The organism is Arthrobacter sp. CP30, from assembly GCF_053470025.1.
In genome coordinates this window covers 263,655-277,556 of record NZ_JBQEMM010000005.1, presented here as the reverse complement: position 1 = coordinate 277,556, position 13,902 = coordinate 263,655, and the positions used below count along the sequence as shown (strand labels likewise).

At 68.9% G+C, this 13,902-nt stretch carries 6 protein-coding genes; 2 read left to right on the top strand and 4 right to left on the bottom strand.

The genetic code is table 11. The annotated features are described in order from the left end of the window. Window positions 1–4: 4 nt before the first annotated feature. Window positions 5–2,056 (bottom strand): acyltransferase family protein, encoded by a 2,052-nt coding sequence (locus ACTIMO_RS09510; protein WP_448182251.1) that lies wholly within the window; start codon window positions 2,054–2,056, stop codon window positions 5–7. A gap of 193 nt (window positions 2,057–2,249) precedes the next feature. On the opposite strand from ACTIMO_RS09510, the gene ACTIMO_RS09505 reads away from it, so the two are divergent. Then, the gene (locus ACTIMO_RS09505; protein WP_448182250.1) at window positions 2,250–6,449 is read left to right on the top strand and encodes an FtsK/SpoIIIE domain-containing protein; all 4,200 of its coding nucleotides are present in this window, start codon (window positions 2,250–2,252) and stop codon (window positions 6,447–6,449) included. On the opposite strand, the gene ACTIMO_RS09500 is transcribed toward ACTIMO_RS09505, so the two are convergent. Further along, window positions 6,412–6,834 (bottom strand): hypothetical protein, encoded by a 423-nt coding sequence (locus tag ACTIMO_RS09500; protein ID WP_448182249.1) that lies wholly within the window; start codon window positions 6,832–6,834, stop codon window positions 6,412–6,414. The two genes, ACTIMO_RS09505 and ACTIMO_RS09500, sit on opposite strands and share 38 nt — an antisense overlap. Before the next feature lie 241 nt (window positions 6,835–7,075). Between ACTIMO_RS09500 and ACTIMO_RS09495 the strand changes: the two genes are divergently transcribed. Next, window positions 7,076–7,324, top strand: a complete 249-nt coding sequence (locus tag ACTIMO_RS09495) for a WhiB family transcriptional regulator (RefSeq protein WP_055769355.1) — start codon at window positions 7,076–7,078, stop codon at window positions 7,322–7,324. A 91-nt stretch (window positions 7,325–7,415) separates the two neighbouring features. Here the strand turns inward: ACTIMO_RS09495 and ACTIMO_RS09490 are convergent, their stop codons facing one another. Together ACTIMO_RS09490 and ACTIMO_RS09485 are read right to left on the bottom strand one after the other, a co-directional pair. Continuing rightward, window positions 7,416–8,894 carry a sensor histidine kinase gene (locus ACTIMO_RS09490; protein ID WP_055768745.1) on the bottom strand — a complete coding sequence of 493 codons (1,479 nt, stop codon included), beginning with the start codon at window positions 8,892–8,894 and terminating at the stop codon, window positions 7,416–7,418. A 135-nt stretch (window positions 8,895–9,029) separates the two neighbouring features. Next, complete coding sequence (locus ACTIMO_RS09485; RefSeq protein ID WP_448182248.1) at window positions 9,030–13,859, bottom strand: NAD-glutamate dehydrogenase; 4,830 nt, start codon at window positions 13,857–13,859, stop codon at window positions 9,030–9,032. Window positions 13,860–13,902: the final 43 nt, after the last annotated feature.

Here is a 13,902-nt window from a genome sequence, read left to right as displayed (position 1 = left end):
CGCCCTACAGGCGGACCGCCTGGTCGAACCGCTGGGTGAAGATCGGCAGCATGGATCTGAGGTACGTGGCGCTGACGTGGTTGTCGTCGATATACACGAAGACGTTGCCCACGACGGCCGGACAGTCATCCTCCCGGCAGAGGTAGTCGGTGAAGTCCAGAAAGGCGACGTTCGGGGCCTGTGCGAGCAGCTCGTCGACCGGGGGCTGGTCGGTGAGGGTCGTCGAACGGGGAGGGTTGCATGCAGGACTGTCCACACCCTGCGTCTCGACGCAGAGCACCCTGTTCGAGGTGAAGCGCGGATTGTCCCGGACGGCTGCCACCTTGATACCGCGCTCGTCGAACATCCGCGCGGTCGCGGGGAACCCGGCGGGCAGGACATCCTGCGGATCGTCGCTCCTGGCGACCGTACCGACCGTGTAGACGAGGTCGGGCGCCTGGGCCAGCACGTAGTCGGTCACCGCCGCGTTCCACTGCTCGCACTGCGGCGTGCGTCCTTCGGGGCCGGACCCGAACTTGCATCCTCCCAGCAGGACGAAGGTCATCTTCCAGCCCCGCTCCTGCGCCATCTCGGCCAGGGGGGTCGACCACTGCTGGGAGTGGGAGTCGCCGACGACGATGATCTCCCGCACAGGCTCCGACGGCGGCACGATGACATAGCACTCGCCCCGGAGCAGTTCGTCGTCGGGTTCGTCCGCTCCTTCGCAGACCCGATCGAGCGGGAAGTACTCCTTGCTCAGCTCGGTGGTCGCAGGGATCGGCGGCACGTTCTCGGGGGCGGACAGGTCGAGGAGCGGATCAAGCACCAGCGCACCGGGATTGTTCGTGTCGGCATGCGCGGCGCTCTCCCGGACCTGCTGCGTGATCGCCTGCTGCCAGAGGGTCAGCGGTGCTGCGACGAGCGCCGTGCTGACGGCCACCACCAGCAGCGCGCGGCGACGGCGCTTGTCCGCCCAGACCAGGGCTCGCAGCGGCCGCTCGACGAAGCGCATGGTGAGGTAGGCGAGGACGAGCGACACGGCGATCACCAGCACGCCGCCCAGGACCCCCGGCGACGGCTGACCGCGCCAGATCAGGAACAGCACCAGGACCGGCCAGTGCCAGAGGTAGAGGGCATACGAGAGGTCGCCCATGCGCACCAGCGGCCTCGATGACAGCAGACGGTCAGCTCCGACAGCACTACCGGTCTGGCCCGCGACGATCACCAGAGCAGCCGCCAGGAGCGGCCAGAGGGCCACGTAGCCGGGGAACTGGCCCTGCACGTCGAGCAGGAATCCTCCACTGAGCATCGCGCCGACACCGACCCAGCCCGCCATGATCCGCAGGGCCCCGGGCAACCGGAGGAAAGGCAGGGCAAGCGCAAGGAGCGTACCGAGAGCGAACTCCCACAGGCGGGCGCGCGTGTCGAAGTAGGCGTAGGCCTGGTTCGTGGCGGTCTCCCAGACCGAGAAACCGAGCGACGCCAGGAACAGCGCACCGAACACGAGGAGGACGACGCCGCGGAACCGCAGGCGGAAGCGCCGAGCCACCAGTGCGCTGAGGACGAACAGCAGAGGCCACAGGATGAACACCTGGCCCTGGACCGAGAGCGACCAGAAGTGCTGCAGCGGACTCGCGAGGCTGTGGTCCTCGGCGTAGTAGTCCACGGCATTGGAGGCGAGGACCCAGTTCTGGACATAGAACAGCGAGGCCCAGGCCTGCTCGAGGATGTCCGGCCAGCGTGACCTCGGTACGAGGAGATAGGTGGCACCGAGCGTGCCGAGGATCACGACGACGACGGCGGGCAGGAGGCGCTTGAACTGGTGCAGCCAGTGGCGGCCGAGATCGAGCGGCCTCCCGGATTCGACCTTACGCAGGAACGACAGCGCCAGCAGGAACGCGGAGATGAGAAGGAATACGTCGACCCCACCGGATACCCGGCCGAACCAGACGTGGTAGGTGACGACCATCAGGACGGCGAGCGCACGCAGACCCTGCACCTCGGCCCTGAAGCCACGGTCGGCGGCCCTACCGCCACCCCGCGGGGCGACAGTTCGGTTTGATTCAACGACCGTCATCAGAGGCCTTCAGAGTAGACACGTTCACCGAGTGTACCGGCGGGTGCCGGGACGACCCTGTGAGCCCGGCACCCGTGCCCCGACGGAGGTGTCGCCCGGCGGGGTCGCACGCACGTTGTCCACATCATTGCTCTTCGCCACCGCTCTCGGGCCGTGCGGCCTAGCCTCGGACCTGACGACGACGGGAGGCACGGTGGATCTGCACGTCACGCTGGTTGCCGCACCGCCGCACGACTTCGCGACGGAGGAGATCGTCGTCGACACAGCTCGCCTTCCCACCGGGTCGGCCCTTGCCGAGCGGCTGCTCGAAGCGGGCTACCCCGGGCCCTTCAGTGTCGACGGGAGGCCTCTGGGCTCCCTGAACCTGGCACCGCTGGAGGAGGTCCCACCCGGTTCCGTGATCGTCGCCGGTCGGCCACCCGAGAGGAGCAGTGCGGCCCTCCCCCCTCTGGCGTTCGTGGTGCACTCGGGCCCCGACGCGGGTCAGGTCTTCCCCCTGGTCCGTGGCAGCTACACGATCGGGCGTGCCCGGACAGCGATCACCTTGGCGGATCCGGGACTGTCCAGGAATCATGCCCTGCTCACGATCGGAGAGCACTCCATCGTCATCGAGGACCTGGGGTCGGCCAACGGCACGTGGGTGGACGGGATCGCCGTGACGAAGGCGGGGATCGATGTCTCGTCGGAACTCCGCTTCGGGTCGAGCCGCTGCAGCATCGACCTCGTGGATGGACAGGGCTGGGCGCCACCGACGGACCCGTGCATCCTGGATCCCCTACCTGTCGGTCACCGGGTACCGAAGCGGCCGTCGAAGGTCCTCGTGCTCACCGCGCTGCTTCCGCTGGTGCTGGGCGTGGTGCTGGCCCTGACCACCGGCATGTGGTTCTTCCTCGCCTTCAGTGCACTGTCCGCCGTCACGGGGCTCGTGCCGCTTGCTGCCTACCGCCGAAGCGCCGCCCATTTCGCTTCCGCACTCCAGGACGCAGCTGATCGCGACCGGCGGCGCCGTGTCGTGGCAGTCCCCGATCCCGGGCGATCGGCCCTGGACGCCCTGCGGCCGGCGGGCAGCGAGATGTCGACATCCCCGCCACGGCAGCGGACATCCGCCGTCGTCCTCCTACGCCTCGGGACAGCGCATCAGCCTGCCCATGTGTCCTCGGACGGGTCCGACACACCGTTTGTCCCGCCCATGCTCCACGACGTACCCTTCCTCCTGCCGTGCGGGCGAGAGAACGGAGGGACAACGAGGTTCACCGTCACCGGTGCCGCAGAGGCGGTCCGCGGCCTGCGGCGAGCGCTGCTGCTCCAGACGGCTCATCCACGGGCGGCTCGCACGGTGGTGGTGATCTGGGCTGCTCCGCAGGACCTGGCCCGGCACGCCCGGTTCCTCCCGCACGTCGTCCTGACCCGCGACCCGGCCGTCCTCGCCCACCTCACCCGCGCGCCGGGTGTGCTCGTCGTGCTCCACGACGCCGAGGACGTGCCGGTCACTCCCGGCGCAGCGACAGTCGTGATCCTCCGCTTCCTCGCGGACCCTCGCAGTTCCCGCCCCGGTGCTGCCACGGAGGTCGCCGCCGGCGATCGGTGCGTCCTGCTGAGCGCCGACGACGGCGTCGTCCATCTCGACGGTGAGCAGGTGAAGATCGTCCCGGACGGAGTGTCGGAGCACAGCTTCGAACGGGCGGCACGGGCCCTGGCGCGCTCGGAAGCCGCTGACCGGCGGGCCGGAGGCGGTGACCAGGAGGAACCCGGGACCCTGCTCGGTGCGCCACCGACGTCGGCGTCGCTCTGGTCGGAGGTACCGGGTCCGCTGTCCTTCCGCGACACCGTGGCCGGACAGTGGCAGGTGTCCGATCCGGACCATCCGACGGCGCTCATCGGTCGATCGTCCTCCGGTCCGCTTCTGCTCGACCTCGTCAGGGACGGACCGCATCTGCTGGTGGCCGGGACCACCGGCTCGGGGAAATCGGAGCTCCTGCGCACGCTGGTGATCGGACTTGCCCTGCACCAGCCACCGGAGCACCTGAATCTGCTCCTGATCGACTACAAGGGCGGATCGGGACTCGGGGCGCTCGCCGCTCTCCCGCACTGCGTCGGGAGCATGACGGACCTGTCCTCCGAATCCACGGCCCGCGCACTCGCGTCAATGCGCGCAGAACTGCGCCGGCGGGAAGCCCTGTGCGCCGACCAGGGCGTGCCCGACACGGACGCGCTCCGGCGAGCGTCCCCCGCGACGTGTCCGCCGCGACTGGTCGTCGTGATCGACGAGTTCCGCATGCTCAGCGACGACGTCCCGACGGCGGTCGCGGATCTCATGAAGATCGCCGCGCTCGGACGATCGCTCGGGGTGCACCTGGTCCTCGCCACGCAGCGCGTTCAGGGCGCCATCACGCCCGACCTGCGCGCGAACATCACGTCATCGATCCTCCTGCGCGTCCAGACCGCGACGGAATCACAGGATCTTCTCGGCTCCGGTGCTGCCGCGGAGATCCCCGTGGATCTTCCCGGCCGTGCATTCCTCCGACGCGGTGCGGAAGAGCCCCTCTCCTTCCAGGTGGCATCATCGTCCACCCCGCCGAGGAGGGCCGAGTCACCCGACTGGCAGTACCTGACTCAATTCCTCGACGAACGGGACATGGGGCAGCCCGACCGGCACCGGAATCATGGTGCGCCCGCGAAGCCACCGCCTGCGTCCGCGTCGGTCCTCGCGGATGCCGTCGAAGCCGCCGTCGACGCGGCAGGTGGTCCTGGCCGGCGTCGACCGCCCGGACCCGTGCTACCGCCTCTCCCGGCCTCCCTGACGCCGGACCACTGCCGTGCACATCCCCCGGCCGCCGATCGGCACGGGATGGCGTACGCCTCGGAGCGTGGCCAGGACCAGCGCGAAGATCACGGCAGAGATCACGGCAGAGACTACGGCGCCCACCCCGATGCGGCCATGCGCTCGGGAGTCGCCCGCAGCGGGCAGGTTGCGCTCGGCCTCATCGACCTGCCGGAGCGCCAGGAACAGCGCGCCCTCCTGTGGAGACCGGAGGACCACTCGCACCTTGCGCTGATCGGACTGCCCGCCAGCGGCCTGGAGGACGCAGTCGCCGCCGTCGTCACCGGACTCCCCCAGGCCGACCACGAGGTCCACCTGTACCTGCTGGACGGTGACGGTTCCCTCGCGAGCCCGGCGGACAGCCGCCACACCGGGGCGTACGTCGGGGCAGCGGAACCCGCCAGAGCGGCCCGCGTCCTGGAACGGCTTGCCGCGCTCACCACGGACGGGACCCGTCCCGGGTCCCCGGTCGTGCTGGCCGTCACCGGTTGGGGCCGCTGGAGCACACTGTTCCGCCAGGGACGTCGGGCGCGCGCGGAGGATGATCTCCACGCCCTCGTGCGCGACGGCGCGGCCTGCGGCGTCTCCGTCCTGATCACCGGTGACCGCGAACTCACGACGGCGCGCTTCTTCGCGCTCGTGCCGAACCGCGTCTATCTCCCGCTGGGCGCGCACCAGGAGACGACGATGACGTGGCCGAGGATCCCGCCGATCGACGCCCTCAGGGGACGTGGGCTCGTGCAGGGCCGGATCGCCGGGGCAACGGGAGACGCCGTGTGCCAACTGGTGCTGGCAGCCGAGATGCCGCAGGAGCGGCCGCCGGCTCCCACCCGGGCACCGTTCCCGGTCCACGCCCTCCCGAAGGCGGTGACCCTCGAGGAGCTCCACGAAGCGACGCTCGCCACCGGTGCTACCGACCAGACGGGGACCGCGCTGGCTCTCGGCCTGCAGGGCGACGACCTCCGGCCGTACCTGCTCCAGCTGCGCGGCGGGGAGGCCGTCCTCGTCCTCGGACATGCCGCCTCCGGACGGTCCAACACGCTCCGGGTCCTCGAGGCATCATCGAGGCTCCTGCAGGCACCGCTCCAGGTGCTCAGACCGCGACCGGGAGCTACAGGGGGTGGCACGGCCGCGTACTGGCGCGGCGTGGCAGGTACCAGCGGCTCGAGCTGCGAGGGCTTCCTCCTCCTCGTCGACGACGCCGACCAGCTACAGGCCGACGTGCAGCAGGCACTCTCGTCGCTCGTCACCCGGGGAGCCGCCGCGGTGCTGACCGCCGCTCCGAGCCCGGCCCTGATGGCCCGGGTCCCCCTGTCACTGCAGGCCCGCGCCTCGGGGCAGGGCATCGTCCTGTCGCCGCGGAATCCTTCGGACGGCGACTTCCTCGGGGTCCGGATCGACTCGAGTGGGCCGTCGGTCCTCGGTCGGGGTTTCGCCTGCGGCCCCTCCGGCGTGCAGGAGCTGCAGATCGCTCACGCCCCTGGACCATCGGAGTCCGGCGCACGAAGCGACGTCACCGGTCGGGGGCCGGCACCTACAGGGTTCGTTCGGGGGTCGTCGTTCGGACGGTGAAATCCAGGACACGGCGGGAGAACAGCAGCACGATCACGACGGCGGCGGGCACCATGAGCAGGAATCCCACGAGCGGACTCCCGGAGGAGAAGTAGGGGAAGGAGAGAATCACCAGGAAGAGCTGCACGACCAGTGCCGGCGACCGCGGCCACCGGAAACCTCCCGTGAGCCTGACGGCGAGGATGGAGAGGCCACCCGCCACCATCAGCAGCAGGACGGCCATGAAGACCGATCCACCGACGGAGAGAGGGGCTGCCGTGAAGACGGTCAGGATCGAGACCACGGCCAGGACCCCGAGTGCGACACCCTCGAGCAGGAGGATCCCTGCGATGACGAGGACGCTGCCTGGCCTCGCGGGCTGCTGGACGGCGGGATCGGTGGACATCCTCGCACCCTACCCGACCGGTGCGGACGCGCCACATGTCGGCGACGACGCCCCTGCTGTGACATACCCCTCACCCGCGCCACCAATTAGAACTGTAAAACCCTTGTTTACCGATTGGTAACGTGACAGCCTTAAAAGCAGAGCAAATCAGGGGGCCGATGTCGGCCCCTTTACTATGAGCCCCCTCGTGAATCTTTTCACAAGACCCATGTGTGCGTGGCTGAAGGAGAATGTGATCAACATGGATTGGCGTAGTCGCGCAGCCTGTCTGGACAAGGACCCGGAGCTGTTCTTCCCGGTCGGCAACACCGGACCGGCGCTTCTTCAGATCGAAGAGGCGAAGAGCGTCTGCCGCCGCTGCCAGGTGCAGGACACCTGCCTGCAGTGGGCCATCGAATCCGGGCAGGATGCCGGAGTGTGGGGCGGATTGAGCGAGGACGAGCGCCGGGCGTTGAAGCGCCGGGCAGCCCGGGCACGGCGCGCGTCCTGACGGACGCGATGCACCCGGACCTTCGGGTTTCGGATGAGTGAGGAAGGGCCGCCCGATGGGCGGCCCTTCCTCGTTCCGGCGATGACCCGGTTCACATACCCTGGTTCAGCCGGAGCCCGAGTTCGAGGGTGACCGATGTCCCCCCACCCGGTCGCGTGCTCCACTCGATCGTGCCGCCGAGTTCACTCGTGACGAGGGTCCGGACGATCTGCAGGCCCAGCCCTTCTGCGTGACCACCCGCCGGCAGCCCGACCCCGTCGTCCGCGATCGTCACCCTGAGCGTGTCCTCGCCGTCGGCCTCGGTCTGCCGGTCCGCCATCAGCCACACCGTCCCGGTTCGTCCGGACAAGCCGTGCTCCACCGCGTTGGTGACGAGTTCGTTGATCACGAGGGCCAGCGGGGTCGCCAGGTCGCTCGGCAGTTCCCCGAAGTCCCCGCTCCTCTCCGTGCGGACCGCCTGCGACGGCGAGGCGACCTCGGCGGACAGGCGGAACTGGCGCGAGATGAGTTCGTCGAAGTCCACGCTCTGCGCCAGCCCCTGGGACAGGGTCTCGTGCACGAGCGCGATGGTCGACACCCGCCGCATCGCCTGCTCGAGACCGAGCTTCCCCTCCTCGCTCACCATCCTGCGCGACTGCATCCGCAGCAGCGCCGCCACGGTCTGGAGGTTGTTCTTCACCCGATGGTGGATCTCACGGATGGTCGCGTCCTTGGAGACGAGCTCCATCTCCCTGCGCCTCAGCTCGGAGACGTCCCTGCAGAGCACGAGAGCACCGAACCGCTCCTTCTCGTCCCGCAGGGGGATGGCGCGCAGCGAGAGACTGACTCCTCGGGAGCCGATCTCGGTGCGCCAGGGCATGCGCCCGGTGACGACCAGCGGCAGTGTCTCGTCCACCATCCGCCGGTCCTTGAGCAGCGCCGTGGTGATCTCTGCCAATGGACGGCCCTCCAGCGTCTCGACGTCGCCGAGCCGACGGAAGGCGGAGACACCGTTCGGGCTGGCGTACTGCACGATGCCGTCGACGTCGAGCCGGATGAGGCCGTCGCCGACCCGGGGGGCGCCCCGTCGCGATCCTGTGGGGGTGGCGAAATCGGGCCAGAGTCCGAGCGTCCCCATGCGGAGCAGATCGTACGCGCACTGGCGGTACGTCAGCTCGAGCCGCGACGGCATACGCGAACTCGAGAGATCCATGTGCGTCGTCACGACGGCGAGGGTCCGGCCGTTGCGCACCATCGGCACGGCCTCCACGCGCATCGCCATCTCGGTGGTCCAGTTCGTCTCCCCGGACCGCTCGATCTTCTGCGATTCCCACGCGACGTCGACGAGCGGCTGGAGATCCGCACGGATCCTCTCGCCGACGAAGTCGCTGTGGAAGACCGTGTGCGATGTCGAGGGCCGGGCGTGGGCGAGGGCGACATAGCCGCCGCCGTCCAGCGGGAACCAGAGCGCGAGGTCGGCGAACGCGAGGTCCGCGACCATCTGCCAGTCCCCGACGAGCAGGTGCAGCCACTCGGCGTCGCCGGGCTCGAATCCAGCGTATTCGCGGATCGGGTCAGTGAAGATGGCCATGAAGTCCTTCGTCGTTCGGCGTGGCGGTCCGGGTCCGGCTGCGCCGCCCCACCGCTCCGACCGTTGCTCCCACGGTCGGGTCTTCAGTCTGTCACCCCCGGTCGGCTGCTGCCGACCGGGGGTGGGGCCCTCCCGCTACCGGACGATGGACCGCAGCAGTCGAAGCGCGACGGACAGGGACGAGATGTCGTCCTGCTCCAGCCGGTTGACCTCCGCAAACATGTTGCTCGCCCGCTGCAGCTGGTCGGCGTTCTGCTCCTGCCAGGCGTGCAGCCGGTCGGCCGCGTCGCGCCGGCGCATGTCCTGCGAGGCGCGCATGACGGCGACGGCGATGTCCGCGACGGTCGAGTAGAGATCGTCACGGAGGGCTGCCCGGGCGAGCGCCTGCCACCGGTCGCTCCGCGGTAGTTTCGTGATCCGCTCGAGCAGGTTGTCGACCTCGAACCTGTCGTACACGGCGTAGTACACCTGCGCGATGTTCTCCACCGGTTCGTCCACGCGGCGCGTGCTGTAGGCGATATCGAGAAGCGCGAACGACTCGAACTGCTCGGCCCAGTGCCGCCCGAGCTCCTCCGGCAGGTTCCACGCCGTCGCCGTCTCGACCCCGACGCGTGCCCGCTCGAGGTCGCATCCGCGCAGGTAGCCGGACAGGCGTGCCATGAACGGCGCGATGAGCGGCTTGAAGGCGTCGATGTCGGCCTGGACCGGCGTCCCCTGCTCCACGTGGTTCACGAACCAGCGGACGGCGCGGTCGAGCAGCCGGCGCAGGTCCAGGTGCACTGTGGTCCAGTGCTCCGTGGGGAAATCCGCCGGCAGCGCGGCGAGGGCGTCGACCGTCTCGTCGAAGGAGTAGATCTCACGCAGCGCCGCGAAGGCCCGGGCGATCACCGGTTCCGGCACCGACGTCTCCTCCATCACCCGGAAGGCGAAGGTGATGCCGCCCAGGTTGATGATGTCGTTGGCGATGACGGTCGAGATGATCTGGCGACGCAGCGGGTGGGTGTCCAGCAGGTCGTCGAAGCGCTCGACGAGCTGGCGGGGGAAGTAGCGCCTCAGCGTCTCACTGAAATAGGGATCATCGGCGAGGGTGCTGGCCGACAGGACCTTCGTCAGCTCGATCTTCGCGTAGGCCGCGAGCACGCTGAGTTCCGGAGAGGTGAGTCCCTGACCGGCATCGATGCGTCGCCGCAGCACCGCGGTCGTCGGGAGCGCCTCCAGATCGCGGTCGAGATCGGCCTTCTGCTCGAGCCAGTCCATCATGCGCTCGTAGCTCGGGCTCCATTCGACGACCCGCTGCCGGTCGTTGAGCAGCAGCACATTCTGGTCGATGTTGTCCTGCAGCACCAGGCGCGCGACCTCGTCGGTCATGGAGTGCAGGAACCCGGCCCGCTCCTCGGGCTGCAGGCGACCCGCGCGCACCATCCGGTCGACGAAGATCTTGATGTTGACCTCATGGTCGGAGCAGTCGACGCCCGCACTGTTGTCGATCGCGTCGTTGTTCAGGATGACCCCCGACAGCGCTGCCTCGATCCGGCCGCGCTGGGTCATGCCCAGGTTGCCGCCCTCGCCGACCGCCCGGGCACGCAGTTCGTCGCCGTTGACCCGGATGGCATCATTGGCGCGGTCCCCGACCTCGGCGTGGGTCTCGTCCGAGGCCTTGACGTAGGTCCCGATACCCCCGTTGTACAGGAGGTCGGCCGGAGCCCTGAGGATCGCCTTCAGCAGCTCGGGCGGGCTGATCCGTGTGACACCGTCATCCAGTCCGAGTGCGTGGCGGACCTGCGGCGACACGGGAACGGACTTCGCCTGCCGAGGGAACACACCGCCGCCCTCACTGATGAGGCTGCTGTCGTAGTCCTCCCAGCTCGACCGGGGAAGCTCGAACAACCTCCGCCGCTCCGCGAAGGAGGCAGCGGCGTCGGGGTCGGGATCGAGGAAGATGTGGCGGTGGTCGAAGGCCGCAAGGAGGCGGATGTGCTCCGAGAGCAACATGCCGTTGCCGAAGACGTCCCCGCTCATGTCACCGACACCGACCACGGTGAAGTCGTCGGTCTGGGTATCGACGTCGAGCTCGCTGAAGTGCCGCTTGACCGACTCCCAGGCACCACGGGCGGTGATGCCCATGGCCTTGTGGTCGTACCCCACCGACCCCCCGGACGCGAACGCGTCACCGAGCCAGAAGTCGTACTCGGCCGACAACTCGTTGGCGATGTCCGAGAAGGAGGCCGTCCCCTTGTCCGCCGCGACCACCAGATAGGTGTCGTCGTCGTCGTGCCGTACGACGCGCGACGGCGGCACCACCGTCTCGGTGGTCCCGTTCGTGATCACGTTGTCCGTGATGTCGAGCAATCCCCGGATGAAGGTGCGGTAGCTCGCCTGTCCCTCTGCCAGCCAGGCCTGCCGATCCACGGACGGATCGGGGAGCTGCTTGGCGAAGAACCCGCCCTTGGCACCGGTCGGCACGATCACCGCATTCTTGACGGTCTGCGCCTTGACCAGGCCGAGCACCTCCGTGCGGAAGTCCTCGCGGCGGTCCGACCAGCGCAGCCCCCCGCGCGCTACCTTGCCGAACCGGAGGTGCACACCCTCCACCTGCGGGGAGTAGACCCAGATCTCGAATTTGGGCCGCGGGAACGGTGCACCGTCGATCCGCGCCGTGTCGAACTTGAGACTGACGTACCGCTTGTCCTGGAAGTAGTTGGTCCGCAGCGTCGCCTCGATGAGATTGGCGAAGGTCCGCAGGACGCGGTCGGCATCGAGCGTCGGAACCCCTTCGAGACCTTCATCCAGTGCGGCTCGGGCCGCTGTCGAGGCGGCGTCCCGGTCACCCTCCAGGTCGGGATCGAAGCGGGCGGTGAACAGTGCGACGAGCGCGCGGGTCACCACCGGATTCCGCAGCAGCGTGTCCGCGACGAAGCCGTAGGAGTTCGTGTTGCCCATCTGGCGCATGTACTTGGCATAGGACCGCAGGATCACCACCTGGCGCCAGCCGAGCTCCTCGCTCAGCACGAGGCGGTCGAAGGCGTCCGACTCACTGCTGCCGGACACCGCGGCGGAGAACGCGTCCTGGAGCAGGGACGCCGTACCGAGGGCGGAGATACCGGCCGGGTACCTCAGCCCGAGGTCGTACAGGAAGAACGACCGCCCATCGGCCCGCGTGATCTCGAACGGCCGCTCGTCCAGCACCTCCAGGCCGAGGTTGTGGAAGTAGGGGAGGATCTGCGTCAGGCTCTTCGCCTCGGTGAGGTAGAGCTTCAGCCGCGCATCCTCCGGCCCGTCATGCTCCGGGACATACACGTGCAGCTGCGGCACCCCCGCGCCCGAGTCTGCGAGCCTCTCGAAGCGGGCGATGTCCTCGAGAGCGTCCTCCACCTCGTAGTCCACCCGGTAGCTGGGCGGGAACGACTCGGCCCAGTAGGTCGCCAGGCTCTGCGCGGAGTCCTGGTCGAACCGCTCCTGCGCGACCTCCACGATCCCTTCCGACCAGGACCGTGCTGCCCGGACGAGCCTCTCCTCGAGCTGCGCGGCGTCGATCTCGGGGATCTCCGCTCCCCGCTGCAACCGGATGCGGAAGAAGAGCCGTGCCAGCGCGGATTCACTCATCCGCGCTTCGAAGTCGATCGAGTCGGCGTCCAGAGCGGCTCGCAACTCGCCCTCGATCCGCAGCCGGACACTGGTGGTGTAGCGATCGCGCGGGAGGTAGACGAGCGCGGACATGAAGCGCCCGTAGACGTCCGGCCGGAGGAACAGGCGCGTGCGGCGTCGCTCCTGGAGGCGCAGGATCCCGAGCGCGGTGGTGACGAGGTCCGTCACGCCGATCTGGAAGAGCTCGTCACGCGGGTACGTCTCGAGGATGGACAGCAGGTCCTTGCCGGAGTGCGAGTCCGACGGGAACCCGCAGCGGCGCAGCACCTCCGAGACCTTGTCCCGGACCAGCGGGACATTGCGCACAGAGCCCGTGTAGGCGCTGGTCGCGAACAGCCCGATGAAGCGGCGCTCGCCGCTGACATTGCCCTGGGCATCGAAGCTCTTGATCCCGATGTAGTCCAGGTAGGCCGCGCGGTGCACGGTGGAGCGCGAGTTCGCCTTCGTGATGACGAGGGCGCGTCGCTCCCGGGCCTTCGCACGCCCTGCTGCCGTGAGCTGTTGGAGATGTCCGCCGGCACTGCCGAGCCGCAGCAGACCCAGTCCGCTGCCCTCGCGCACGCGCAGGGCGTCGTCGCCGTCGTCATCCGTGACGAGGTCGTACTCCTTGTACCCGAGGAAGGTGAAATTCCCGCTGTCGAGCCACTGCAGGAGCTCCTGCGCCTGCCGCAGGTCCGGGATGTCCGCTGCGCCCGTGATGGAATCCAGGGAAGCCTCGATCGAGCGCACGGCGCTCCGCATGGCGGGCCAGTCCTCGACGGCGGACCGGACGTCCCCGAGGACCCGGTGCAGGCCGTCGATGATGGACTCCTTCGCTGCGGCGTCGGCCAGCCGGGTGACCTCCACCGACATCCAGGACTCGATGTGCGTCGTCCGACCCTCGAGGCCGACGAGCTCGCCGATGTTGGGCAGCGCGGCAGTGTCCCCGCTGGACGCACCGGCGGTCGAGGGCACACGTCGCAGCCCCGTGAGCGCGTGCGATCGGTCCTCCCGCACGGCGAGGAAGGTGGGGTGCACCACGAGGTGGATCGCCGCGTTCTGCCGGACGAGTTCGGCGGTGACCGAATCGACTAGGAAGGGCATGTCGTCGGTGACGATCAGGACGACGCTGGAGGTGCCCTGGTCCATGATGCCGATCGCCGCTGCCCCGGGCTCGCGCGTCTGGGCGAGGTCACGGTGCGCGAGAGCCCGCTGGCGGAGGTCGCTCGGCGCATAACCGGCGGCGTCCTCGTCCGCGAGGTGCTCGAAGTAATGCTCTACGAATTCCTCCCCTGACGTGTCCGAGCTTGACTGATCCGTTGTCCTGGATCCAGACGACATGGAAAGGGCCTCCGTCACGAAATGAAAGGCCGCTCCATTGCGA